We start from the raw sequence: 23,780 nt of genomic DNA on the forward strand, positions 1-23,780 counted from the left end.
TTGGTGGCCGGCACACTCTGCCGGCCGGGGTGCGTCAGTTGGCGCGGGTGACGGAGAAGCCCTGACGCTTCAGCAACTCGACCAGGCCTTCGTCGCCGGCAAGATGCAGGGCGCCGACTGCCATGAAGGCGTTGCCGGCGCCGAGGATTGGCTCGGCGCGGGTCGCCATCGTCTTGTTGCGGTCAATGATGATGCGCTGTTCGAAGTCGGCGTAGCTGGCGTCCTCGCTGGCCACGTCTTCGGACACGGCCTTCATCATCGGCATGATCATGCCGGTGTCGCCGGAAAGGTAGAGATCGGTGGTGGTGGCAAGCACGTCGTCGATGGTCTTGCCGAGAGCCAATGTTTCAATGAGCGCGCGCAGGTGCAGTTCGGTCGGCAGCGAATCCATCGCGGCCAGCTGCTCGACGAGGGTCTCGAGCCCTTTCAGCGTCTTGCCCAGGCTGACGGCGTCCTCGGCGAGCTTCTTGTCGAGGAACGAGGCGCCGGCGGCCTTGCGCGTCATCTCGCAGGCCGGCAGCGCCACGAAGCTCGCAATCATCCACGGCTTCATTTTCGCCACCAGAGTCAGCGGGATGCCCCGTGCCTTGAGGCCCTGTTCAAGCCGTGCACGGTCGTCGGCATCCAGGAAATCATTGATTGTCTTGTTGCCGGCAAACATCGTCAGGTCGGGCCGCATCAGGATGGCGGCGGCCGATTTTTTGTCGTCGATGATCTCGTCCGATTCGACGATGACAGTCGATGCCGTGGCGAAGGCATCGGCAGCACCCTCAGGCATGGCGAGCACGCGCGGATCCGTCACATGCATGGTGCCGAGCAGCCACGAAGGGGCGACGCCGTCCTTCTCTATCTTCCAGAATATACCCTTGCCGTTGGGGATGGCGTCCGCTTCCGCTTTCAACCGGGCGAGTTTCGCGGGATCGGTTTTCTCGAAGCCGGCAATGAGGTTGGTGCCGCCACAGACGGTGTCCGTTGCCGCCGCAGCATCCGAGACCGAAACGATCGCCGCTATGAGGCTTGCCGCGAGCAGCAGATGGATGAGCGCGATCAGCCAGAGGGCCATATCGGCGGCCCTGGCCGCAAGGTGACGGACGGGCTTGGCGATCGAATACATGATCACTTCCTAATGTTCTGCCGAGTTCTGCGGACCCTACGCTTCGTCGGTCACGGCTTTCTTAACGGGCATGGTTAATTCGTTCGTCCGTCCAAATTCAGGCAGGGGCTGAATTCAGGCTCGGGCCAAAATCAGGCCCGGGGGTGCGCCCGGTCGTAGATCTCCAGAAGTCGCGTCGAGTCGACGCCGGTATAGACCTGGGTCGTCGACAGGCTGGCGTGGCCGAGCAGCTCCTGGATGGTCCTGAGATCGCCGCCGCCGGCAAGCAGATGCGTGGCGAAGGAGTGGCGCAGCGCGTGCGGCGTGGCTGTGTCGGGCAGACCGAGCGCGCCGCGCAGCTTCTGCATCTCGCGCTGGATGATGGCCGGTTGAAGCTTTGCCCCGCGAGTTCCGCGGAACACCGGCTCGTCGGCGCCGGCGTGATAGGGGCAGAGCTTGAGATAGGTGGCGACCGCGTCGCGCGCGACAGCCATCAGCGGCACGATGCGGGTCTTACCGCCCTTGCCGGTGATGCGCAGCGACGTTGGCGTACCCGCGAAATCGCCAGGCGTCAGATCCAGCGCTTCGGAGATGCGCAGTCCGCAGCCGTAGAGCAGCGTCAGCACGGCGGCGTTGCGCGCCGCCACCCACGGCTCCTCGGCAAGCTGCGCTTCCGTGGTGACGACATTGAGTGCCTCGCGGTCCGTCAACGGCTTCGGCAGGGATTTCGGTTGCTTCGGCGAACGGACGGCGGCGGCGCCTGCGGCATTGGCAAGACCGCTGCGTTCCAGATAGCGCAGGAACGAGCGCAGGCCGGCAAGGCCGCGGCCAAGCGTGCGGGCACCCGCACCACCCTTGCGGCGCTGGGCGAGGAAGCCGCGAAGGTCGGCGGGCCGCAATGTGCTGATGTCTGAAAGGCGCGGCGGGCCGGCGAGATGGCCGGTGAGAAATGTCAGGAATTGCCGCGTGTCGCGCTCATAGGCCTCGACGGTGTTATCGGACAGGCGGCGCTCCTGCAGGAGCCCCTGCAGCCATCGCTGGCGCTCTGCAAGCAGGTCCGGATGGCCGATGACGATGAGCTCGTTCATGGTCGCTTTCCAAGATGGTCGGTCATCGACAATGCCCTGACGCCTCTTATGTTTTTGCTAACGTAACCTTGGATTTTGTCATCCCTAGATCATATTGAATTGCGATGTTCAGCCACAAGGAAACGGGTGAGGCCATGGCGGGACGGGATTCGGTGAACGGATTCGCGCATTATGCTGAAGTGATCGCCCTGGTTTCCCAAGGGCAGCCCGGCCACATCGTCGATACCCTCATTGCCGAGCGCGGCCAGCGGATCGTCAGGAGCCCGATGTGGCCCCTTGTCCGCCCCTTTCTCTACACGCTTCTCAACTATCGAAAAGCGCTGGAATTCGCCGATGCCGTCGCCAATGTGCCGGGCTTTCAGGCGTTCGAACATCTCAGTTCGCTGCTATCGCTCGACGTGCGCGTCGACCGGCCGGAGCGCATTCCCACTGAAGGTGGGTTCCTGCTGGTCAGCAATCACCCGACCGGAATTGCCGACGGCATCGCCGTTTTCGATCTGCTCAAAAACCGGCGGCCGGACATGATGTTCTTTGCGAACCGCGACGCGATCCGCGTCAATCCGCGCTTTGTCGAGATGGTCATTCCGGTCGAATGGCGTGAGGAACACAAGAGCAAGCTGAAAGCCCGCGAAACGCTGCAGGTCACCAATCGGGCGATCAGCGACGGCAAGGCGACGGTGCTGTTTCCCTCCGGCCGCATCGCCTACTGGGCCGATGGCCGGCTCAACGAGCGCCCCTGGAAGACGTCGGCGGTGGGGTTTGCGCGCAAATACGGCCTGCCGATCCTGCCGGTGCACATGAGCGCCCGCAATTCCGGACTGTTCTACTGGTTTGCAAAGTGGTCCACCGAGCTGCGCGACATGACTGTGTTCCACGAGCTGCTCAACAAGAAGGGCGATCTCTTCGATATCCGCATCGGCAATCTCATTGCGCCGGAGGCTCTGGACGGTGACGCAGTCGAGGTGACGAAGGCCCTGGAACGACACACGGCGTTGGACCTCGCGCGCGACGCCGATGCGGCGTTTCGCCCAATGGCGCGCGTTTCCCTGGCCTCCTGATCTCTTCATGTGATGGCGGGAATGGGCTAAGCATGAGCCATGCTGCTTCGTTCCATGTTCGCCGAAAATTACCGCTCGCTGAGGTCGATCCGCATGGATCTGACCGGCGTCAATCTGTTCATCGGCGAGAATGGGGTGGGCAAATCCAACCTCTACCGGGCGCTGCAGCTGGTGCAGGCCGCCGTGCGCGGCAGCCTTGCTCATGAGATCGCCAAGGAAGGCGGCATGTCCTCCGCACTTTGGAGCGGTCGGCGACGTGCCGACAAGCCCGCGCGTATCCGGCTCGAGACGGAACTGATGGACGAGGAGCGGGCGATCACCTTCCGCTACCGGATCGAGGCGGGGTTGCGTCCGCCGTGCGCGGCGGCCGGCTTTGCCTTCGAGCCGCAGGTCAAGGAGGAGGAGCTGAGCGTCGAAACCGGGCGCCGGCCGGTAACGATGATGAAGCGTTCCGGTCCCGGCATCTTCGTGCGCGGCGAGCGCGGACGCATGGAAGATTATCCCGAGCAGGCGCTGCAGTCGGAGACGGCAATCGCGCTCTTGGGCGATGCCGGGCATTATCCCGAAATCGGCACCTTCCGCCGGGCCGTCGATCAGTGGCGGTTCTTTCACGGCTTCCGCACCGATCGCGATTCCCCGCTGCGCCTGCCGTGCCTTGCGGTGACGGCGCCGATGCTCGACGAGGACGGCACCAACATGGCGGCGGTGTTTGCGACGCTGCGGCACACGCGGCAAGACACCGTCGATCTCGACCGCGCCATCGCCGACGCCTTCGGCGGCGCCTATCTCGACGTTCCCGATCCCGGCCAGTTCGCCGAATTCTCGCTGGTCTTTCCCGATTTTCCGCAGCGGCCGTTTTCGACGCGCGAGCTGTCTGACGGGCAGATGCGGTTCCTGGCGCTTGCGGCCGCGCTGCTATCCTATCGTCGCCCGCCCTTCATCGCGCTCAACGAGCCGGAAACCAGCCTGCATCCGGACATGTTGCCGGCACTTGCCGACATGATCGCCAGTGCCGCGCGCGACAGCCAGGTCTGGATCGTCACCCATTCAGAGCGGCTGGCCGAAGCCATCCGCGAGCGCTGCGGCGTTCGCGCGCGTCGGGTGATCCGCAAGGACAGCGCCACCTGGATCGACGGCATGCGGCTCACCGGCCTGATCGACGACGATGACGCGTAAAAAAGGCCCCGCATCGCTGCGGAGCCCTGCAATCACTTGTCCGAAAAGATCAGGCGATCTTCTGGCCGGTCTTCGCCCAGTCGGCGAGGAAGGTTTCGAGGCCCTTGTCGGTCAGCGGGTGCTTGACCAGAGCCTTCAGCGTCGCCGGCGGTGCGGTGACCACGTCGGCGCCAATGAGGGCGGCTTCCTTGACATGGTTGACCGTGCGGATGGAGGCGGCGAGGATTTCCGTCTCATAGCCGTAGTTGTCGAAGATGTGGCGGATTTCGCGGATCAGGTCCATGCCGTCGAAGGCGATGTCGTCCAGGCGGCCGACGAAGGGCGAAACGAAGGTCGCGCCGGCCTTGGCGGCGAGCAGCGCCTGGTTGGCGGAGAAGCACAGCGTCACGTTGGTCTGGTGACCGTCCGAGGTCAGCGCCTTGCAGGCCTTGAGGCCGTCGAGCGTCAGCGGCAGCTTGATGCAGATGTTGTCGGCGATCTTCGACAGAACGGCCGCTTCCTTCATCATCTCGGCGTATTCGGTGGCGGTCACTTCGGCCGAAACCGGGCCTTCGACGATGCCGCAGATTTCCTTGGTGACTTCGGTGATGTCACGGCCCGACTTGAGGATCAGCGAAGGGTTGGTGGTGACGCCGTCGAGGAGGCCGAGATCGTTCAGCTCGCGGATTTCCTTGACGTCGGCGGTATCAACGAAAAATTTCATGGGGTCACTCCCTTGGGGCACGATTGCCGTTCGGGCGCATATCTACCGGGAGGAATTCCTTTGGCAGAGATCGCGCGCGTTGAAACTCTGGTGGAACCGTGAGAAACCCTGCGCCGGCAAGGCTGCGGTTCGCAGCGCAGTTTTCTTTAACCGAAACACGTGGCAAGGTCACGGCAAAATGACTCGCGATTCAACCGATTTATTCGGGCCTGTTTCCAGCCGTTGCGTCGTGCCTGTTCTGGTACCGATGCCGGCATCCAAGGCCTATTCCTACGCGGTGCCGGAGGGCATGGCGGTCGAGCCCGGCTCGATCGTCCAGGTGCCGCTCGGGCCCCGTCTGGTCGTGGGCGTCGTCTGGGATGGCGACGACGACGGCAGCGTCGATCCGAAGAAGCTGAAGGCGATCGAGAAGGTCTTCGATTGCCCGCCGCTGACGCCCGACATGCGCACATTTCTCGATTGGGTCGCGACCTATACGGTGACGCCGCCGGGGCTGGTGGCGCGCATGGCACTGCGCGCACCCGCCGCCTTCGATCCCGAGCCGATGGTGGAGGCTCTACGGCTGACCGACATGCGCCCGGAGCGCATGACGACGGCGCGCGAGCGCGTCATTGCGGCGGCCGGCGACGGATTTGCCTGGACGCGCTCGGGCCTGGCGCACGCAGCCGGCGCTTCGTCGAGCGTCATCGACGGTCTCGCCCAGCAGGGCGTGTTCGAAACCGTGTTCATGGCGCCGCCGCCCGTTGTCGCCGCGCCGGATCCCGAATTCACGGCCCCTCGGCTCGAAGGCCCGCAGAAAGAGGCCGCCGCCGATCTGCTTGCCGCCGTCGAACAGGGCGGGTTTTCTGTGTCGCTGATCGACGGGATCACCGGCTCGGGCAAGACCGAGGTCTATTTCGAGGCGATCGCCGCCACACTTCGGGCCGGCAAGCAGGTGCTGATCCTGCTGCCGGAAATTGCGCTGACGGCGAGCTTCCTCGAACGCTTCCAGGACCGCTTCGGCTCCAAGCCGGCCGAATGGCATTCCGATCTCGCCCCGAGAACGCGCGAAAAAGTCTGGCGGCAGGTGACGACGGGCACGGTGCGCGTCGTTGCCGGCGCCCGCTCGGCGCTGTTTCTGCCCTTCGAGGAACTGGGCCTGATCATCGTCGATGAGGAGCATGACCCGGCCTACAAGCAGGAGGACCGGGTGTTCTACAATGCCCGGGACATGGCCGTCGTGCGCGGCCGCATCACCGGCTTTCCGGTCGTTCTGGTTTCGGCGACGCCGTCGGTCGAAAGCCGGGTCAATGGCGAGGTCGGCCGCTACAAGCCGATCCATCTGCCCACACGTTTTGGCGATGCGGCGCTGCCGCGGCTCGGCGTCATCGACATGCGCCAGCATCCGCCCGCGCGCGGCGGCTTCCTTTCGCCTGTGCTCATCAACCAGATCGGCAAGACGGTCGAGCGCGGCGAGCAGGCGCTGTTGTTCCTCAACCGGCGCGGTTATGCGCCGCTGACGCTCTGCCGCGTCTGCGGTCATCGCTTCCAGTGCCCGGATTGCTCAAGCTGGTTAGTCGAGCACCGCTTCCGCGGCCAGATCCAGTGCCACCATTGCGGCTATGCGGAAAAGACGCCCGAGGCCTGCCCGGAATGCGGTACCTTCGATCACCTCGTTGCCTGCGGTCCGGGGGTCGAGCGCATCGCCGAGGAGGTCGAGCGCCATTTTCCGGACGCGCGCACGATCGTACTTTCCTCCGACCTGATGGGCGTCAAGCGGCTGCGGCTGGAGCTGGAAGCGATTGCCCACGGCGAAGCGGACATCGTCATCGGCACGCAGCTCGTCGCCAAGGGCCACAATTTTCCGCTGATGACGCTGGTCGGCATCATCGATGCCGATCTCGGGCTGGCCAATGGCGATCCGCGTGCAGCCGAGCGAACGTTCCAGCTGTTGTCGCAGGTGACCGGGCGCGCCGGCCGAACCGGCCTGAAGAGCCTCGGCCTGTTGCAGACCTACCAGCCGCAGCACCCGGTGATGCAGGCGATCGTCTCCGGCGACGCCGATGCGTTCTATGACCGGGAGATCGCCGAGCGGGAGAAGGCGCTGCTGCCGCCGTTCGGCCGGCTGGCGTCGCTGATCGTCTCGGCCGATACCCGCCAGGATGCCGAGACTCATGCCCGCGGGCTTCGAAGCGCCGCCCCGCGCACGGACGGCATTTCGATCCTCGGCCCGGCCGAGGCGCCACTGGCTTTGATCCGCGGCCGTCACCGCTTCCGGCTCCTCGTGCACGGGCGGCGCAACAGCGACATGCAGGCTTTCGTCAAGGCGATGATTGCCGCCGGGCCGAAGGAGCGCGGCTCGATCAGCGTCCAGCTCGATATCGATCCCCAGAGCTTCCTTTGATATCAAGTCTGATTTGATCAGAAGTTTTCCGGGATCGCCGCCGCGATCGGCTCGTGGACGATTCACAACGGCTGCGAGTTGCGCTAGAGGTCTGGGATGCATCGCGACGGGCAATGGCCCTCTTGGCGATGCGATCGAGATCGGCGCTCATCTGCAGGAACGGGCATGGAGTTCTATATTCCGACGGAAACCGGCGAGTTCCTCGCCTTCTGTGCGGCAGCCGCAGCGGCGCTGATCGGCGTCGTCATGCTGTTTGCGCCGCGGCTTACCTTTCGTGCCGCCGGCATCGGCATTGCCGAAGGTCGCCGCGGGGGGCTGGCCGAGGCGCGCTCGACCATGGGCGGCATGCATGCCGGCCTTGGTCTTGCCGCCATTCTCCTGGCGCAGCCGATGGTTTACCTCGCTGTCGGCGCCGCTTTTGCGCTCGCCGCTTTCGGCCGCATCCTCTCGATCATGAGCGACAATGGCGCCACGCTCTACAACTGGGTGGCGCTTCTGGTGCAGGCCGCACTTGCCATTCTTCCGCTTGCCTATGTCTTCGGAATGATCTGATCGTCGCTCGCGCGTTTTCGCGATTCACACCCTCAGAAACCAATTTACGGCAAAATTCGGCCAAACCGGGTCGACTTATGCCGCATTCCTGCCGTTCGCGTGTTGCGAGTCCAAACTTCCTATGCTAGACGAACCGCGAATTGCGGGGGAAGTGGGTCGCCAGGCCTCGATAGCCCGCAAATTATTGCAGCAAATTCAGGACGTTAAGTTGACGGCTCGCCGCCACCACCGTTCTTGGATGAAATTGAGAGAAGCTTGTGCCCGTGGCAGACACATCCCAGCTTATTTCCGGTGTTGCAGAAAGGTATGCGTCCTCGCTTTTTGACCTCGCTCTCGAAGCGGGTTCCGTCGAGGCGGTCGGTGCGGATCTGACCCGCGTCCAGGCCCTGATCGACGGTAGCGACGACCTGAAGCGGCTGATCGTAAGCCCTGTCTTTTCTGCCGACGACCAGTTCAAGGCCATTTCGGCGATCGCCGCCAAGGCCGGCATTTCTGGTCTCGTCGGTAACTTCCTCAAGGTCGTTGCGCGCAATCGCCGCCTGTTTACGCTGCCAGGCATGATCAAGGCGTTCCGCCTGATCGCCGCGCGTCACCGGGGTGAAATTTCTGCCGACGTAACGTCGGCCCATGCGCTCACCGCAGCGCAGGAAACTGAATTGAAGGCGGCGCTCAAGAGCGTCACCGGCAAAGACGTGACGGTCAACGTCACCGTCGACCCGTCTATTCTTGGAGGTCTGATCGTCAAGGTCGGGTCCCGCCAGATTGACACTTCCCTTCGCACCAAACTCTCTACCCTTAAGCTTGCACTGAAAGAGGTCGGCTGATGGATATCCGCGCCGCGGAAATTTCCGCAATTCTTAAAGATCAGATCAAAAATTTCGGCCAGGAAGCAGAAGTCTCCGAAGTCGGCCAGGTGCTTTCCGTCGGTGACGGTATCGCCCGCGTCTACGGCCTCGACAATGTTCAGGCAGGCGAGATGGTCGAATTCCCGGGTGGAATTCGCGGCATGGCGCTGAACCTCGAAGCCGACAACGTCGGCGTCGTTATTTTCGGTTCGGACCGTGACATCAAGGAAGGCGACACCGTTAAGCGGACCGGCGCCATCGTGGACGTTCCGGTTGGTCCGGAACTGCTCGGCCGCGTCGTCGACGCGCTCGGCAACCCGATCGACGGCAAGGGCCCGATCAACGCCAAGCAGCGCTCGCGCGTTGACGTCAAGGCTCCTGGCATCATCCCGCGCAAGTCGGTGCATGAGCCGATGTCGACCGGCCTCAAGGCCATCGACGCCCTCATCCCGGTTGGCCGTGGCCAGCGCGAGCTCGTCATCGGCGACCGCCAGACCGGCAAGACCGCGATCATCCTCGACACGATCCTCAACCAGAAGGCCATTCACGACAATGGTCCGGAAGGTGACAAGCTGTATTGCGTCTACGTCGCAATCGGCCAGAAGCGTTCGACGGTTGCCCAGTTCGTGAAGGTTCTGGAAGAGCGTGGCGCTCTGCAGTACTCGATCATCGTTGCTGCGACCGCATCCGACCCGGCTCCGATGCAGTACCTCGCACCGTTCGCCGGTTGCGCGATGGGCGAATACTTCCGTGACAACGGCAAGCACGCCCTCATCGGCTACGACGACCTGTCGAAGCAGGCTGTTTCCTACCGTCAGATGTCGCTCCTGCTGCGCCGCCCGCCGGGCCGCGAAGCTTACCCGGGCGACGTTTTCTACCTGCACTCCCGCCTGCTCGAGCGCGCTGCAAAGCTCTCGGACGACAATGGCGCCGGTTCGCTGACGGCTCTGCCTGTTATCGAAACGCAGGGCAACGACGTTTCCGCGTTCATTCCGACCAACGTGATCTCGATCACCGACGGCCAGATCTTCCTTGAAACCGACCTGTTCTACCAGGGCATCCGTCCGGCCGTTAACGTCGGTCTGTCGGTTTCGCGCGTCGGTTCCGCCGCGCAGATCAAGGCGATGAAGCAGGTTGCCGGCTCGATCAAGGGTGAACTCGCTCAGTACCGCGAAATGGCGGCCTTTGCGCAGTTCGGCTCGGACCTCGATGCCGCTACCCAGCGTCTGTTGAACCGCGGTGCACGCCTGACCGAACTCCTGAAGCAGCCGCAGTTCTCGCCGCTGAAGACGGAAGAGCAGGTCGCTGTGATCTTCGCTGGCGTCAACGGTTACCTCGACAAGCTGCCGGTCAACCAGGTTGGCAAGTTCGAGCAGGGCCTGCTTTCGTACATGCGTTCGGAAGGCAAGGACATCCTGGAAACCATCCGCAAGGACAAGGCGATCTCCGACGACGTCAAGGGCAAGCTGAAGGCTGCAATCGACAGCTTCGCCAAGTCTTTCGCCTGAGCGGATTTCATTTAGGACGGATAACGGATGCCTTCACTTAAGGATCTGAAGAACCGGATCGCCTCCGTCAAGGCGACGCAGAAGATCACCAAGGCGATGAAAATGGTCGCCGCGGCGAAGCTTCGGCGTGCGCAGGAGGCGGCCGAGGCCGCCCGGCCTTACTCGCAGCGCATGGCTGCCGTTCTCGCCAACATCGCCCAGGCGGTTGGCGCGGACGATGGTGCACCTGCTCTGATGACGGGCACCGGCAAGGACGACACGCATCTTCTGGTCGTCTGCACGGCTGAACGCGGCCTTTGCGGCGGCTTCAACTCGCAGATCGCCCGCCACGCTCGCGACCACGTTCGCAAGCTGATTGCCGCTGGCAAGACGGTGAAGATCATCTGCGTCGGCAAGAAGGGCTTCGATATTCTGCGTCGCGAATACGCGTCGCTGATTATCGACCGTGTCGACCTGCGTGAGGTCAAGAAGATCGGCTTCCAGAACGCCGATCAGATTGGCCACAAGGTCATCGCGCTCTTTGAAAAGGGCGAGTTCGATGTCTGCACGCTGTTCTATTCTGAGTTCAAGTCCGTTATCGCCCAGATTCCGACGGCACAGCAGCTGATCCCCGCTTCGGCCGGCCCGGTCGCAGTGGAAGCATCGGATGCTTCAGCCGTCTACGAATATGAGCCGGACGCGGGCGCGATCCTGAGCGATCTCATTCCGCGCAACATTTCCGTGCAGATCTTCCGGGCGCTGCTCGAGAACGTCGCCGGCGAAATGGGCGCAAAGATGAGCGCGATGGACAATGCGACGCGCAATGCTGGTGACATGATCAACAAGCTGACGCTGAACTACAACCGTCAGCGCCAGGCTCAGATCACCAAGGAACTCATTGAAATCATCTCGGGCGCGGAAGCGCTCTAAGGTTACGAGAAGAGGGTAAGGATTATGGCTAAGGCAGCTACCCCGAAAGAAACCGCAGCGGCGAAGAAGCCGGCTGCACCGAGGAAGGCAGCTTCCGCCAAGACCGCAGTTGCGGCAGCTGGCGCTGTCGGTCGCGTAACGCAGGTCATCGGCGCCGTCGTCGACGTTGCGTTCGAAGAAGGCCAGCTTCCGCTGATCCTGAACGCACTGGAAACCGATAACAACGGTAACCGCCTCGTTCTCGAAGTCGCGCAGCATCTCGGCGAAAACTCCGTCCGCACGATCGCCATGGACTCGACCGAAGGTCTCGTCCGCGGCCAGCCGGTCACCGACACCGGTGCACCGATCACGGTTCCGGTCGGCGACGAAACGCTCGGCCGCATCATGAACGTCATCGGCGAGCCGGTTGACGAAGCCGGCCCGCTCGTCACGTCGGGCAAGCGCGCCATCCACCAGGACGCGCCGTCCTACGTCGAGCAGTCGACGGAAGCGCAGATCCTCGTCACCGGCATCAAGGTCGTCGACCTTCTCGCGCCTTACGCAAAGGGCGGCAAGATCGGCCTCTTCGGCGGTGCAGGCGTCGGCAAGACCGTTCTCATCATGGAACTGATTAACAACGTCGCCAAGGCGCACGGTGGTTACTCGGTGTTCGCAGGCGTGGGCGAACGTACCCGCGAAGGCAACGACCTTTACCACGAAATGATCGAGTCCGGCGTTAACAAGCATGGCGGCGGCGAAGGCTCCAAGGCTGCGCTCGTTTACGGCCAGATGAACGAACCGCCGGGCGCCCGCGCTCGCGTCGCTCTGACCGGTCTGACGATCGCTGAAGACTTCCGCGACAAGGGCCAGGACGTTCTGTTCTTCGTCGACAACATCTTCCGCTTCACCCAGGCAGGCTCCGAAGTGTCGGCTCTTCTCGGCCGTATTCCTTCGGCCGTGGGTTACCAGCCGACGCTGGCGACCGACATGGGTCAGATGCAGGAGCGCATCACCACGACGACCAAGGGTTCGATCACCTCGGTTCAGGCCATCTACGTTCCGGCCGACGACTTGACCGACCCGGCGCCGGCTACCTCGTTCGCCCACCTGGACGCAACGACGGTTCTGTCGCGCTCGATCGCCGAAAAGGGCATCTATCCGGCCGTTGACCCGCTCGACTCCACGTCGCGCATGCTGGACCCGATGATCGTCGGCGAAGAGCACTACGAGATTTCGCGTAAGGTTCAGACGACCCTGCAGCGTTACAAGGCTCTCCAGGACATCATCGCCATCCTCGGCATGGACGAACTGTCGGAAGAGGACAAGCTGGCCGTTGCCCGCGCTCGTAAGATCGAACGCTTCCTGTCGCAGCCGTTCTTCGTGGCCGAAGTCTTCACCGGTTCGCCGGGCAAGCTGGTTGCTCTCGAAGACACGATCAAGGGCTTCAAGGGCCTGGTCAACGGCGACTACGACCACCTTCCGGAAGCCGCCTTCTACATGGTCGGCTCGATCGAAGAAGCGGTCGAAAAGGCCAAGAAGCTGGCTGCCGAAGCCGCTTGATAGCACTGTTAAGCCTCGGCGCAGCGATGCGCCGAGGCTTTCATCCTGCGTTCCGCGCGTGGCGGAGCAGGGAAGACATGCACAGCCTGCCACCTCAGGTGGCGCGCCCACGAGAAGTGAATGGTCATGGCCAACAGTTTCAGTTTTGAGCTTGTTTCCCCCGAGCGCCTGCTCCTCTCCGAGCAGGTGACGGAAGTCGTCATCCCGGCGACCGAGGGCGAGATGACCGTGATGGCCAATCATGCCCCGACAATGACGACGGTGAAGCCCGGCGTCGTCACGGTGAAGACCGCTGACGGCAAGACCGAGCGTTTCGCCGTCTTCGGCGGCTTCGCCGATATCCTGCCGACCGGCTGCACCTTGCTTGCCGAATCCGCCGTGCATGTCGACGAGCTCGACCGCACCGCGCTTGACAAGCGCATCGAGGCGGTTCGTGCCGAGCTGGATGGCGCCGGCGACGAGAAGAAGACGCGCGCCGAACAGTTCATCGCAGAACTGACGAAGCTCGGGGAAGTCGTGATCCCGGCCTGAAAGGGACATCCCGACGGGATAAACCAATGAAAAAGCCCCGCCTTCGAGCGGGGTTTTTTGTTGCCCAGTGGTGGTCGCAAGAGGCTGCCTCTTCGTTTGGTCGATGCGAACCGGTATGGCGCAACAACGGTGTGCAAGCCCGCGTCCTATCCTAAATGCGGGGCACCCCCTCGCCTTTGGTGCGGTTTGTTCACTCGCGTGGTTTCAGGCATTCTTTAGCATCGACCCTGTATCGTGGGGCTATCGTTCGATGTGCGCAGAGGCTTGGCATGACGTCTAGAATCGTCCCCGTAATCATGGCGGGTGGAAAGGGTACGCGGCTATGGCCGCTGTCGCGCTCTGGCGCGCCCAAGCAATTCCTGCAAATCCTCTCCGACCGGTCACTGTTCCAGCAGACGCTGGAGCGCGTCAGCGACAACAGGCTCTACGAGCCAGCGATCATCGTCACCAACAGCGATTTCCGCTTCATCGTCGCCGAGCAGGCGCGCGCCGTCCATGCCCCGCTCAGCGAGATCCTGCTGGAGCCCGTCGCCCGCAATACGGCGCCCGCATTGGCGGCCGCGGCCTTCGTTGTACTGGCCAGGTTTGGTGAGACGGCGATCATGCAGGTGCTCGCCTCCGATCACGAGATCGATGCCGGGGCAGTCTACATCGATTGCATGCTACGCGCGCAGCAAGCCGCCGAGGCCGGTGAACTGGTCACCTTCGGCATCACGCCGACGGAGCCGGCAACGGGTTACGGCTATATCGAGCTCGGCGAGGCGCTTGCGGCAGGGGCAAACAGGGTCGCTCGTTTCGTCGAAAAGCCGGATCGCGCCAAGGCGGAGGCTATGCTGGCGACCGAGCGTTATCTCTGGAACTCCGGCATGTTCATGTTGCCGGTCAAGGCGTTCCTCGATGAAATGCAGCTTTATGCGCCCGAGGTTCATGCCCAGGCGAAGGCGGCCGTCGAAGGTGCCAGCAACGATCTCGATTTCAGCCGGCTGGAGGCGAAGGCCTTTGCCGCAGCGCCTGACATTTCCGTCGACTACGCCGTTTTCGAAAAGACGGCGCGGGCCGCCGTCGTTCCCTCCTCCTTTGCCTGGTCGGATCTTGGCAGCTGGGATGCCGTGTGGAAGACCGGGCGCAAGGATGCCGACGGCAATGTCGTCACCGACAGGGCGACGGTATCGAACACCCGCAACTCGCTGGTGCTTTCGCGCGACATTCATCTCGCGGTGCAGGGACTGGACGATATCGCGGTGATTGCCAGCGAAGATGCCGTCTATGTCGGGCGGCTGGAGGACAGCCAGAGCGTCGGCAACATCGTCAAGGTGCTCGCCCGCTCGCAGGCAACGGCAGAGCTGACGAAGGAACACCCGACGTCCTACAGGCCCTGGGGCGCCGTCTCCTCGGTCTCCAGCGGTGAGCGCTACGAGGTCAAACGGCTGAAGGTCAGCCCCGGCCAGAAGATCTCGTTGCAGAAGCATCATCATCGCGCCGAGCACTGGATCGTGGTGCGGGGCACGGCCGAGATCACCATGGCGGGCGAAACGCGCCTGCTGCATGAAAACGAGTCCGTCTATATCCCGCAAGGAACCGTCCACCGGCTGCACAATCCCGGGAAGATCCCGCTGGAACTGATCGAGGTGCAGACGGGATCCTATCTCGGCGAAGACGATATCATCCGCATCGAGGATGAGTTCGGCCGGACATAGCTCCCCATAACCGATCTCCGTGAGGCTGAGCGCCCAAGGTAGCGTACCCTTTTTGGCGGGGTGCGACGTGCGCCGCGGCCGATTCTGAATATCTTGCGGCCAGCAGAAAAATGCCCGGGCATAACCCGGGCATCAAAGTCAGCGCAGTCGAGCTGAACGGTCTCAGCCGGCGACGCGCTCTGCCTCGCCCTTCTGGGCGTAGTAGTGGCCGAAGCGGTTTGCGAGGAACGTATCGAGCGAGATGTCTTCCTGGCGAACGAAGCCCTTCGATGCGATCTTGCCGCTGGCCAGCAGATCGAGCACGGCGCAGATGCTGCCGGCGGTCGTGATCTGGATGCCGCTCTGCATGCGACCGGCGACGACGCCGCTATAGACCTTATTGGCGTAGGTTTCCTGGATCAGGCGACCTTCGCGGAAGCCCGAAACCGTCACGAAGATCACGACGACGTCCTGGGTGGTGGTCGGCAGCGCATTTTCGAAGATGTCCTTGAGGACTTCGCGGCGGTGACGCAGGCCGAGGTCGTTCAGGAGCGCCTTCATGATCGCGGCGTGGCCCGGGTAGCGGATCGTCTTGTAGTTCAGAGTGCGGACCTTGCCCTTCAGCGTTTCGCAAAGCGTGCCGAGGCCGCCCGAGGTGTTGAAGGCTTCGTAGGTGACGCCGTCGAGCGAGAATTCTTCGCGCTCTTCCATCGCGGGAACTTCGATCAGGCTGTGTTCAACGATCGCTTCGCAGGGCTCGATGTATTCGTTGATGACGCCGTCGGTGCTCCAGGTCAGGTTGTAGTTGAGAGCGTTCGACGGATACTGCGGCAGCGCGCCGACGCGCATACGGACGCTTTCGAGCGTCTCGAAGCGGCTGGCGAGATCATTGGCGACGATCGAGATGAAGCCGGGTGCGAGGCCGCACTGCGGAATGAAGGCGGTGTTGGCCTTGGCAGCGATCGCCTTGACCTGGCGGGTGGATTCAACGTCTTCGGTCAGGTCGAGGTAATGAATGCCGGCTTCGGCGGCGGCTTCCGCGATGGCAACCGTCAGGTGGAACGGAGCGGCGCTGAGAACGGCGAACTTGCCGGAGAGAAGCGAAACGAGCGCCTTCTTGTCGCCGATGTCGACGGCAGCCGTGGTGATGGCGTCATGCTTCTCGATCTGGCTCAGCTGCTCGGCGCTGCGATCGGCAACGCAGACGCTGTAGTCCCCGGTGTGCGCGAGCATGCGCGCAATGGTGGAGCCGATCTTGCCTGCTCCGATGACGACGATGTTTTTCATGAGTTCCCCCAGGGTATGAAATGCGTTTCTGCCCCCATTGTCTGGCGGAGAGCTGTTGATTTGAAGCTCTGATATGACTAAATCGCCGATAGATATTCGGCAGATTGCCCAGATGGACCAACGAAATGCAGATCACTGACAAGGATCGCGAGCTTCTCGCCGTGCTTAGCGAAAACGCCCGCATGCCGACGGCCACGATTGCCCGCAGGCTCGGCCTGTCGCGAACGACGGTGCAGGCGCGGATCGAGCGGCTGGAGCGGGAAGGCGTGATCGCCGGCTACGGTGTCCGTCTGTCAGAGAGCTATGAAAAGGGTCTGGTCAAGGCGCATGTGCTGATCACCATCGCGCCCAGGGCGCTGAGCCGCGTGACGCCGGAGCTTGCCGCCATCCGCGAGATCCGCATGCTCCACTCCGTCAGCGGCAGCTTCGACCTGATCGCGGTCGTCGCGGCGACCTCGATCAACGAACTCGACCTGCTGATCGATCGCATCGGCGAAATCGACGGCGTCGACCGCACGCTGTCGTCGATCATTCTCTCGACGCGGATCGATCGCTGAACCCAGGTCAGGGTGTAGGCTCGGTGTCTGCCTTCGTCGATGCCGAGTTTGCCTCGGCTTCGGGTATTTTTGCCGGCCCGTTCCACGCCGTCGGGCCTAGAACGAAACTGCGCGTATCGGCGTTGCCATAGGCGAGCCATTTTTCCCGATCGAAATAAAGCTCGGCGATCGTCTTCGGGCGGGCGCGCGCTGGCTGGTTGGCGAGGAAATTGTAGCGTGCCGTGGCCTCGTCTGTTTCGCGCTTGAATTGCACGCGGCTGCCGAAGCGCTTGAGGTCGAATTCCTTCAGCGCCTGAATCTGCAGCGCGATGCTGCCGCCATCGGCCCAGCGGACGTGATCGAGGAAGACCGAGGCGGCGCGTGCGGCACTGGTCGTCACCACCTGCGCATCCTCCGGACGCTCGATGTTGAGCTTGACGCGGAACGATGTGATCTCCTCCTCGCCGCTGCCCTTGATGAAAATGAAGATCGACGAGGTCTTGTCGACGCCGGGGCGCGGGAAGGACACCAGCGACGAGCATTCCCATTGGCCCCGCTCGCCGGCGCTCGACTTCCATTCCAGTTCGCGGAACCCTGCCTCGCGCAGTTCGTCGCAAAGTGCGCGCGGATCGCTGCGCAGCACCCGCAGGAACTGCTGCTCCGGCGTCTCAAGATCCTGGAAGGTCCAGACCGGCAGGGCGATGCGCGGCGGCTTTCGTTTCACCTGCGCGGGTGGTTCCGGTGGCTTTTCCTTCTCGAGAAACGCGGTTGGAAGGTCAAGCGCCCTGAGCAGCTGTTTCAGGTTTCGCTGTTCGTTGGCCAGCAGGACGGTCGCAACGATCGCCGTCACGATCACGGCAAAAGCAACGAGAAAGAAGGTGAGGCCCGTGCGACCAGGCTGTCTCGGCGGCGTCGGCGTCTTGCCGCGTCCGCCGCTCATGTCGATTTTCCGAGTGCGGCGTGCAGGCGCAGCACCTCGTCCCTCGATGGCCGATTGCGGGGCAGGCCGAGATAATAACCATAGCCGGTGGCGAGCGTCTTGCCGCCGAGAACGAGCAGCCTGCCGTCGTCGATATGCTCGCTGATCAGCCCGATGCTGCCGAGTGCGACGCCGTCGCCGCGAAGGGCGGCATCGATGGCCATCACATAGGTCGAAAACGTGTATCGCGGCCGCAACCTGGTGCCACGCGTGGCCGCACCGGTGCGCTCGAACCATTGCTGGAACGAGACCCAGTTGGCGTTGAAGCGGTCGTAGTCGATGAGGTCCAGCGCTGCGAGTGCCTGCGGCGTCAGCGTTGCCGCATCGAGCCCGCGCGAAGCGAGGTAGTCCGGGGAAGCGACCGGGGCCAGTTCCTCCGCCATCAGCGGTATCAGGTGCCAGCGGGGATGATCGCCGGTCGAATAGAGGATGACGAGGTCGTTGTTCTCGGAGGCCAGCTCCGAGGGACTGTCTGATGTCAGCAGCCGGATGGAAATCCCCGGGTTCTCCTTGCCGAACTCGCGCAGCCTCGTGCCGAGCCAGAGATGAGAGACCGAGCCGCTGGCCGCAATCGAGATGGCCTGGCCGGTCGCGCCACGGAAGGGTTCCAGGCTTTCCTCGAGATAGTCGAGCGAGGCCCGCACGCGCTGGGACAGCCGTTCGCCCTGCGGCGTCAGTTCCAGGTTCTTGCCGCGACGGCTGAAAAGCGGGCTGCCGAGATGATCCTCGAGCGTCTTGATGCGCCGGCTGACGGCGGCCTGGGTGATGTTGAGCTCGCGACCGGCACGGGAAAAATTCATGTGCCGGCTGGCGGCGTCGAAAACGCGAAAGGCCTCCAGCGGTATGCGGTCGAGCAGCCGGTTTTCCATGATCTCAGGTTATCAAAAAGGCCGAAAATTGCATGGATTTGAAAATATCAGATTGTGATGCAGGGTAAAGCGATCATCCCACGGCGACAGGAAGACGACCTTGTCCTTTTCCACTTCCTTCATTCCCGAAATCCGCCTGGCAGACAATATCCATACGATGATCGGCACGGCTGCGAAAGCGCAGGGTGCGACGACGGCAACGCTGGTCATCGACGGTTTTCTCGCCCAGTCCGGGCTTGCCAGCCGCATCGTCGAGAGTCTCGAGCAGGAAGGTATCGCCGGACGCGTGTTTTCCGAGTTTGCCGGCGAACCGAAGCTGGCGCATGTTCGCGCCGCCACGCAAGCTGCCGCAGGCTCCGGGCTGGTGATCGGCATCGGCGGCGGCTCGGCGCTGGATATCGCCAAGATCGCCGCCTGCTGCGCCGCCTCCGGCGAAGACCCGATGCACTATGCGCTTGCCGCAAATCCGCTGCCGAAGGCGCCGTTGAAGAAGATCATGGTTCCGACGACGGCAGGGACCGGTTCCGAGACGTCGGCGACCAACATCTTTGCCGGGCCCGAAGGCAAGAAGCTCTGGATCTGGGGCGCGGAAACCAAGGCCGATCTGGTGCTGCTCGATCCGGTGCTGACGACGACGCTGCCGGCACATCTGACCGCCTGGTGCGGTCTCGATGCGTTCATTCATGCGTTCGAGGCGGCGACGAACCGCAACACGCACCGCGGCGCGCAATTTTATGCGCACGAGGCCCTGCGCCTGCTGACGGCGTCGCTGGAGACCGCGGTTCGCGAGCCCGCCAACCTTCAGGCCCGTGCCGACGTTTTGCTCGCCTCCTGCTATGCCGGCATTGCCATCGACAATTGCGGCACTGCCGTCGCCCACAATATCAGCCACGCGCTCGCGGGATTGGCTCCCGTCCATCACGGTCTTGCGACAGCACTCGGTTTCGAGGCGACACTCGGATGGCTCGTCGATGCCGATACAGCGGACCTCAACGCCGCTGCGAGAGCTTGTGGCTTGCCAGGTGCCAGCGACCTGCCTGCCTTCGTTTCGCGCCTCATGGATCGTTGTGGCCTTGTCAGGGAACTTCCAACGGCGTTCGGGGCGTTCGGCGCTGCGGATCTGGCGGCGGAAATGAAGGCGCCGGAAAACCAGCCGATGCGGCGCTCGACGATCCGCCCGGTCGATGATGCCGATATCAACGCGTTTGCGGCCAGGATCATGGCTCTGCCGAAGACGAAATGAGCGAAGGACAAGACGGGATGAGCAAGGTCTATACACGCGACTATTGGGAAACCGTTTTGTCCGCGCTGACGCCGGAAGGACGGCATTTCATCAACGGCAAGCTTCGCGCCGCCGTCACTGGCGAAACGTTCACCCGCGCCCGGCCGATGGACGGTAAGCCGGGCGCTACAGTCGCGCGGGGTGGTGCGGTCGATATCGATGCAGCGGTCAAGAGCGCACGGACCGCATTCGAAAGCGGCGTCTGGCGGAGAAAGGAGCCGCTCGAGAAAAAGAAGATCATGCTCAATTGGGCTGATCTCATCCGTGCCCATGGCGAGGAACTCGCCATGCTCGAAACGCTCGATGTTGGCAAGCCGATCATGGCGTCGCTCAATGTCGACGTGCGGCTCTGTGCCGACGGTATCCAGTTCTATGGCGAGATGATCGACAAGCTCTACGACGAGATCGCCCCGACCGGACCTTATGCCCGCGCCTTGGTGCGCAAGGTGCCGCTCGGCGTCATCGGTGTGATCACGCCCTGGAACTACCCGATGATCATCGACGCCTGGAAGCTAGGGCCGGCGATCGCGGCCGGCAATTCCGTCGTGCTTAAACCGGCCGAGCAGTCGTCGCTCACCGCCATTCGCCTTGCGAGCCTCGCCGTAGAAGCCGGGCTACCAGCCGGCGTGTTCAACGTCGTTACCGGCTATGGCGAAGAGACCGGCAAGCCGCTGGCTTTGCATATGGACGTCGACATGATCGCCTTTACCGGCTCGACTGAGGTCGGCAAGCTGATCATGGGCTATGCGGCGCAGTCGAATGTCAAGCGGGTGGCCCTCGAACTCGGCGGCAAGTCGCCGCTGGTGGTCTTCGAAGATGCCGATCTCGATGCAGCGGCTTCGGCTGTTGCCTGGGGCTGCTTCTACAACTCCGGCGAGACATGCCATGCCTCGACCCGGCTGATCGTGCATCGCTCGGTTCAGGACGCGCTGATCGCAAAGATCGAGGCGGTGACGAAGAGCGACATTGCGCTTAGGCATCCGCTCGACCCGACAGCCCAGATCGGTGCGCTGATCGAAGAGGCGCATCTGGAAAAGGTGCTGTCGCTGGTAGCAGTCGGCGAGAAGGAGGGCGCACGCCGCGCCTTCGGGGCCGAGCGGGTGATGACCGAGACCGGCGGCTTTTACGTTTCGCCCGGTCTGTTCGTCGACATGACCAACGACATGAGCCTGGCGCGCCAGGAGATCTTTGGCCCGGTGCTGGCCGCCATCGCCTTCGAGACGGAGGAAGAGGCGCTGCGAATCGCCAACGATACGATCTACGGGCTGGCGGGTGCCGTCTTCACGAAAGACATCGATCGGGCGCATCGGTTTTCCGAGGCGATCCATGCCGGCACGGTCTGGATCAACACCTACGACATGTCGAATTTCGCGACCCCCTTCGGCGGCTTCAAGCAGTCGGGCTTCGGCCGCGACCGCTCCGTGCATGCGATCGACAAATATTGCGACTACAAGACCATCTGGCAGCAGTTCGGCTGAAACCTCGGGGGAGGGACCATGAGCAAGATCGCATCCATCGAGATCAGCCAACATCGCCTGCCGCTCGATCCGCCGTTCAAGGCGAGCTGGGACGGGCGGCCGCGCCGACAGTTCGACGCGACCATCGTGCGCGTCCGGGACGACGAGGGCCGCGAGGGCATCGGCTCCGGCGACCTGATGAAGGGGTTCGAGGGCCATGAGGACCTGTTCATCGGCGAGGATCCCCGTCAGCTTGAGCGCCACTACGAGGTGCTCTCGCACATCAATTTCCACTATGGCCGTTGCTGGCCGATGGATCTGGCGTTGTGGGACCTCTCCGGCAAGATCACCGGCGAGCCGGCTTGGCGACTGCTCGGTGGCCGGTCGGATCGGGTGCGCCTCTATGCCTCCTCGGGCGTGCTGCGCGATCCCGGCGCCATGGCCGCGCAAGCGGAAAGCTATGTCGACGAAGGCTTTCCGGCAATGAAGGTGCGCTTCTCGTCATCGTCCGGCGGTCGCGGCACCTGGCGCGACGACGTGCGCGCGCTTGAAGCGATCCGTGCCCGTGTCGGCGATCGTCTCGACCTGATGGTCGACTGCAACCAGGGTTGGCGCATGCCCTGGGATACGACGCTCTCCTGGACCTTCAAGGACGCGCTGATGGTGGCGCGCGAGTTGGAGAGGCTCGGTATCTACTGGATGGAAGAGCCATTGCACCGCTCGGATCGCAAGGGCATGCGGCGGCTTTCGGATGCAACGTCGCTGCGCATTGCCGGCGGCGAGATGACCCGCGAACTCTACGAGTTTCGAGATATCATCGAGGACCGTGCCTTCGACGTGATCCAGCCCGACGTGGCGCTCGTCGGCGGCATCACCGGTTGCCGGCGTCTGGCCTTCCAGGCGCGCGAGGCGGGCGTGATGATGACGCCGCATTCCTGGACCAACGGCATCGGCGTGCTTGCCAACGCCCACCTGACGGCCGGCGTCGGCGATGCGCCCTGGCTGGAATATCCCTACGACAATCCGGAATGGAGCGAGTTGCGCCGTGATTTTCCCATGGCGGCGCCACTCCGGCACGCGGGCGGCTGGCTGGAGCTTGGCGATGCAGCCGGGCTTGGCGTCGTGCTCGACGAAGACAGGCTGAAGGCGACGCGCATCAGCTAGGCCGGTGGCGCGCCGCGGCCAGAGAGGTTGACGGCAGGAGACGATCGGCTAAAACGGGCGTCCCGACTCTGGCGAGGCGCCTGTTCCATCATGTCCGATCCATCGACGATCATCCCCACCATTGATGCGGCATTGGTCCGGCGCCTGATTGCGGCGCAGTTCCCGCAATGGGCGGGGCTCGACGTCAGGCCGTTGCTGCCGGGCGGCTGGGACAACCGGACCTTTCACCTCGGGCGGGACATGACCGTGCGCCTGCCGAGCGCCGCCTCCTACGCCCAGCAGGTGGAGAAGGAGCAGTCTTGGCTGCCGAAGCTAGCGCCGCTTCTGCCGCAGCCGATCCCGGTGCCGCTCGCAAGGGGCGTTCCCGGCGAGGCTTATCCATGGCCATGGTCGGTCTATCGCTGGCTGCCGGGCGAGGCGGCAACAGATGAGCGCATCGGCGACCTCACGATCTTTGCACGGGATCTTGCCCGTTTTCTCGTTGCCCTCAGGCAAGTGGGTGCGAGCGGCGGGCCGCTGCCGGGCGCGCATAATTTCTTTCGCGGTGGGCCTCCCGCTTACTATGACGCGGAGACCCGTGATGCGCTCACGGCGCTTGAGGGACGTATCGACACGGACACCGCGCACGACGTCTGGGAGGCCGCTCTTTCGGCACGTTGGGAGGGCGAACCGGTCTGGTTTCACGGCGATATCAGCTGGGGCAATCTGCTGGTCGAAGGTGGTCGCTTGAGCGCGGTGATCGATTTCGGCACCTCCGGCATCGGCGATCCCGCCTGCGATCTCGCCATCGCCTGGACACTGTTTCGTGGGGAAAGCCGGGAGGCATTTCGCGCCGCGGTCGCGCTCGATCCCGGCACCTGGGCGCGCGGCCGCGGCTGGACCTTGTGGAAGGCGCTGATCGTCTATGCCGGTTTTTCAGGCACGAACCCGGCCGAGGCTGAAAAAAGCCGGCTCGTGATCGAAGCGGTGCTGGCCGACCACCGGGATTTCGGCTGAGGCTCGGCCCGCTGGCCATCCAATGCCGATGCCACCGACCTATCTCAGGGTGCGCATCGGCTTGACCTCGCCGACATTTGTCTCTAGGTCAGGCGCACGCGGGACGACCTGCGTCGATGCTTCGCCTGGGGACGGCCCCACTATCTCGA

Annotated in this window: 21 protein-coding genes; 15 read left to right on the forward strand and 6 right to left on the reverse strand. The window is 63.3% G+C overall.

Annotation, left to right across the window (positions count from 1 at the left end):
• Positions 1–34: 34 nt before the first annotated feature.
• Positions 35–1,114: a TraB/GumN family protein gene (locus HT585_RS18935; RefSeq protein ID WP_176354432.1), complete on the reverse strand. Its 1,080-nt coding sequence runs from the start codon at positions 1,112–1,114 to the stop codon at positions 35–37.
• Positions 1,115–1,245: 131 nt separating this feature from the next.
• Positions 1,246–2,181: a tyrosine recombinase XerC gene (locus HT585_RS18940; RefSeq protein WP_176354433.1), complete on the reverse strand. Its 936-nt coding sequence runs from the start codon at positions 2,179–2,181 to the stop codon at positions 1,246–1,248.
• A 134-nt stretch (positions 2,182–2,315) separates the two neighbouring features.
• Between HT585_RS18940 and HT585_RS18945 the strand changes: the two genes are divergently transcribed.
• A complete protein-coding gene (locus tag HT585_RS18945; RefSeq protein ID WP_176354434.1) occupies positions 2,316–3,239 on the forward strand; it encodes a GNAT family N-acetyltransferase in 924 nt (307 codons plus the stop codon).
• A gap of 39 nt (positions 3,240–3,278) precedes the next feature.
• On the forward strand, positions 3,279–4,415 hold the full coding sequence (locus tag HT585_RS18950) for an AAA family ATPase (RefSeq protein ID WP_176354435.1): 1,137 nt from the start codon (positions 3,279–3,281) through the stop codon (positions 4,413–4,415).
• Between the two features lie 49 nt (positions 4,416–4,464).
• On the opposite strand, the gene fsa is transcribed toward HT585_RS18950, so the two are convergent.
• The gene (fsa, locus tag HT585_RS18955; RefSeq protein WP_025425070.1) at positions 4,465–5,118 is read right to left on the reverse strand and encodes a fructose-6-phosphate aldolase; all 654 of its coding nucleotides are present in this window, start codon (positions 5,116–5,118) and stop codon (positions 4,465–4,467) included.
• Between the two features lie 178 nt (positions 5,119–5,296).
• Between fsa and HT585_RS18960 the strand changes: the two genes are divergently transcribed.
• The 8 genes from HT585_RS18960 (at position 5,297) to HT585_RS18995 (ending at position 15,082) form a co-directional block, all read left to right on the forward strand.
• A complete protein-coding gene (locus HT585_RS18960; RefSeq protein ID WP_176354436.1) occupies positions 5,297–7,501 on the forward strand; it encodes a primosomal protein N' in 2,205 nt (734 codons plus the stop codon).
• Between the two features lie 165 nt (positions 7,502–7,666).
• Positions 7,667–8,053, forward strand: coding sequence for an AGROH133_08824 family phage infection protein (locus HT585_RS18965; RefSeq protein ID WP_176354437.1), 387 nt, complete (start codon positions 7,667–7,669; stop codon positions 8,051–8,053).
• A gap of 257 nt (positions 8,054–8,310) precedes the next feature.
• Complete coding sequence (locus tag HT585_RS18970; RefSeq protein ID WP_176354438.1) at positions 8,311–8,877, forward strand: F0F1 ATP synthase subunit delta; 567 nt, start codon at positions 8,311–8,313, stop codon at positions 8,875–8,877.
• Complete coding sequence (gene atpA, locus HT585_RS18975; RefSeq protein ID WP_057255020.1) at positions 8,877–10,406, forward strand: F0F1 ATP synthase subunit alpha; 1,530 nt, start codon at positions 8,877–8,879, stop codon at positions 10,404–10,406. Before HT585_RS18970 ends, atpA begins: the two co-directional genes overlap by 1 nt.
• Positions 10,407–10,433: 27 nt before the next feature.
• Positions 10,434–11,315, forward strand: coding sequence for a F0F1 ATP synthase subunit gamma (locus tag HT585_RS18980; RefSeq protein ID WP_176354439.1), 882 nt, complete (start codon positions 10,434–10,436; stop codon positions 11,313–11,315).
• A 24-nt stretch (positions 11,316–11,339) separates the two neighbouring features.
• Positions 11,340–12,854 carry a F0F1 ATP synthase subunit beta gene (gene atpD / locus HT585_RS18985; protein ID WP_173418247.1) on the forward strand — a complete coding sequence of 505 codons (1,515 nt, stop codon included), beginning with the start codon at positions 11,340–11,342 and terminating at the stop codon, positions 12,852–12,854.
• A gap of 126 nt (positions 12,855–12,980) precedes the next feature.
• Positions 12,981–13,385, forward strand: a complete 405-nt coding sequence (locus HT585_RS18990; RefSeq protein ID WP_176354440.1) for a F0F1 ATP synthase subunit epsilon — start codon at positions 12,981–12,983, stop codon at positions 13,383–13,385.
• A gap of 269 nt (positions 13,386–13,654) precedes the next feature.
• Positions 13,655–15,082 (forward strand): mannose-1-phosphate guanylyltransferase/mannose-6-phosphate isomerase, encoded by a 1,428-nt coding sequence (locus HT585_RS18995; RefSeq protein WP_176354441.1) that lies wholly within the window; start codon positions 13,655–13,657, stop codon positions 15,080–15,082.
• Between the two features lie 162 nt (positions 15,083–15,244).
• Here HT585_RS18995 and HT585_RS19000 read toward each other — a convergent pair whose 3' ends face one another.
• Positions 15,245–16,348 carry a saccharopine dehydrogenase family protein gene (locus HT585_RS19000; protein WP_176354442.1) on the reverse strand — a complete coding sequence of 368 codons (1,104 nt, stop codon included), beginning with the start codon at positions 16,346–16,348 and terminating at the stop codon, positions 15,245–15,247.
• Between the two features lie 125 nt (positions 16,349–16,473).
• Here HT585_RS19000 and HT585_RS19005 point away from each other — a divergent pair, with 125 nt between their 5' ends.
• Positions 16,474–16,905 (forward strand): Lrp/AsnC family transcriptional regulator, encoded by a 432-nt coding sequence (locus HT585_RS19005; protein ID WP_176354443.1) that lies wholly within the window; start codon positions 16,474–16,476, stop codon positions 16,903–16,905.
• 7 nt (positions 16,906–16,912) lie between these two features.
• Here HT585_RS19005 and HT585_RS19010 read toward each other — a convergent pair whose 3' ends face one another.
• Together HT585_RS19010 and HT585_RS19015 are read right to left on the reverse strand one after the other, a co-directional pair.
• Positions 16,913–17,824, reverse strand: coding sequence for a DUF6030 family protein (locus tag HT585_RS19010; RefSeq protein WP_176354444.1), 912 nt, complete (start codon positions 17,822–17,824; stop codon positions 16,913–16,915).
• The gene (locus tag HT585_RS19015; RefSeq protein WP_246707801.1) at positions 17,821–18,732 is read right to left on the reverse strand and encodes a LysR substrate-binding domain-containing protein; all 912 of its coding nucleotides are present in this window, start codon (positions 18,730–18,732) and stop codon (positions 17,821–17,823) included. Before HT585_RS19015 ends, HT585_RS19010 begins: the two co-directional genes overlap by 4 nt.
• Positions 18,733–18,832: 100 nt before the next feature.
• Between HT585_RS19015 and HT585_RS19020 the strand changes: the two genes are divergently transcribed.
• The 4 genes from HT585_RS19020 to HT585_RS19035 all read left to right on the forward strand — a co-directional run bounded on the left by HT585_RS19020 (position 18,833) and on the right by HT585_RS19035 (position 23,631).
• Positions 18,833–19,975, forward strand: coding sequence for an iron-containing alcohol dehydrogenase (locus HT585_RS19020; RefSeq protein ID WP_176354445.1), 1,143 nt, complete (start codon positions 18,833–18,835; stop codon positions 19,973–19,975).
• Between the two features lie 17 nt (positions 19,976–19,992).
• Positions 19,993–21,492, forward strand: coding sequence for an aldehyde dehydrogenase (locus HT585_RS19025; RefSeq protein WP_176354446.1), 1,500 nt, complete (start codon positions 19,993–19,995; stop codon positions 21,490–21,492).
• Between the two features lie 18 nt (positions 21,493–21,510).
• Entirely contained in the window at positions 21,511–22,635 is a 1,125-nt protein-coding gene (locus HT585_RS19030) for a mandelate racemase/muconate lactonizing enzyme family protein (RefSeq protein WP_176354447.1), read from the forward strand.
• Positions 22,636–22,725: 90 nt separating this feature from the next.
• Positions 22,726–23,631, forward strand: coding sequence for an aminoglycoside phosphotransferase family protein (locus tag HT585_RS19035; protein WP_176354448.1), 906 nt, complete (start codon positions 22,726–22,728; stop codon positions 23,629–23,631).
• Positions 23,632–23,780 lie beyond the last annotated feature (149 nt).

This window comes from Ensifer oleiphilus, from assembly GCF_013371465.1.
Lineage (GTDB): Bacteria > Pseudomonadota > Alphaproteobacteria > Rhizobiales > Rhizobiaceae > Ensifer > Ensifer oleiphilus.

What these genes read in the sequence shown, in the direction of transcription:
- HT585_RS18935 (WP_176354432.1), bottom strand. Translation starts at nt 1,114, where the DNA reads ATGTATTCGATCGCCAAGCCCGTCCGTCACCTTGCGGCCAGGGCCGCC.
- HT585_RS18940 (WP_176354433.1), bottom strand. Translation starts at nt 2,181, where the DNA reads ATGAACGAGCTCATCGTCATCGGCCATCCGGACCTGCTTGCAGAGCGC.
- HT585_RS18945 (WP_176354434.1), top strand. Translation starts at nt 2,316, where the DNA reads ATGGCGGGACGGGATTCGGTGAACGGATTCGCGCATTATGCTGAAGTG.
- HT585_RS18950 (WP_176354435.1), top strand. Translation starts at nt 3,279, where the DNA reads ATGCTGCTTCGTTCCATGTTCGCCGAAAATTACCGCTCGCTGAGGTCG.
- fsa (WP_025425070.1), bottom strand. Translation starts at nt 5,118, where the DNA reads ATGAAATTTTTCGTTGATACCGCCGACGTCAAGGAAATCCGCGAGCTG.
- HT585_RS18960 (WP_176354436.1), top strand. Translation starts at nt 5,297, where the DNA reads ATGACTCGCGATTCAACCGATTTATTCGGGCCTGTTTCCAGCCGTTGC.
- HT585_RS18965 (WP_176354437.1), top strand. Translation starts at nt 7,667, where the DNA reads ATGGAGTTCTATATTCCGACGGAAACCGGCGAGTTCCTCGCCTTCTGT.
- atpA (WP_057255020.1), top strand. Translation starts at nt 8,877, where the DNA reads ATGGATATCCGCGCCGCGGAAATTTCCGCAATTCTTAAAGATCAGATC.
- HT585_RS18980 (WP_176354439.1), top strand. Translation starts at nt 10,434, where the DNA reads ATGCCTTCACTTAAGGATCTGAAGAACCGGATCGCCTCCGTCAAGGCG.
- atpD (WP_173418247.1), top strand. Translation starts at nt 11,340, where the DNA reads ATGGCTAAGGCAGCTACCCCGAAAGAAACCGCAGCGGCGAAGAAGCCG.
- HT585_RS18990 (WP_176354440.1), top strand. Translation starts at nt 12,981, where the DNA reads ATGGCCAACAGTTTCAGTTTTGAGCTTGTTTCCCCCGAGCGCCTGCTC.
- HT585_RS18995 (WP_176354441.1), top strand. Translation starts at nt 13,655, where the DNA reads ATGACGTCTAGAATCGTCCCCGTAATCATGGCGGGTGGAAAGGGTACG.
- HT585_RS19000 (WP_176354442.1), bottom strand. Translation starts at nt 16,348, where the DNA reads ATGAAAAACATCGTCGTCATCGGAGCAGGCAAGATCGGCTCCACCATT.
- HT585_RS19005 (WP_176354443.1), top strand. Translation starts at nt 16,474, where the DNA reads ATGCAGATCACTGACAAGGATCGCGAGCTTCTCGCCGTGCTTAGCGAA.
- HT585_RS19010 (WP_176354444.1), bottom strand. Translation starts at nt 17,824, where the DNA reads ATGAGCGGCGGACGCGGCAAGACGCCGACGCCGCCGAGACAGCCTGGT.
- HT585_RS19015 (WP_246707801.1), bottom strand. Translation starts at nt 18,732, where the DNA reads ATGGAAAACCGGCTGCTCGACCGCATACCGCTGGAGGCCTTTCGCGTT.
- HT585_RS19025 (WP_176354446.1), top strand. Translation starts at nt 19,993, where the DNA reads ATGAGCAAGGTCTATACACGCGACTATTGGGAAACCGTTTTGTCCGCG.
- HT585_RS19030 (WP_176354447.1), top strand. Translation starts at nt 21,511, where the DNA reads ATGAGCAAGATCGCATCCATCGAGATCAGCCAACATCGCCTGCCGCTC.
- HT585_RS19035 (WP_176354448.1), top strand. Translation starts at nt 22,726, where the DNA reads ATGTCCGATCCATCGACGATCATCCCCACCATTGATGCGGCATTGGTC.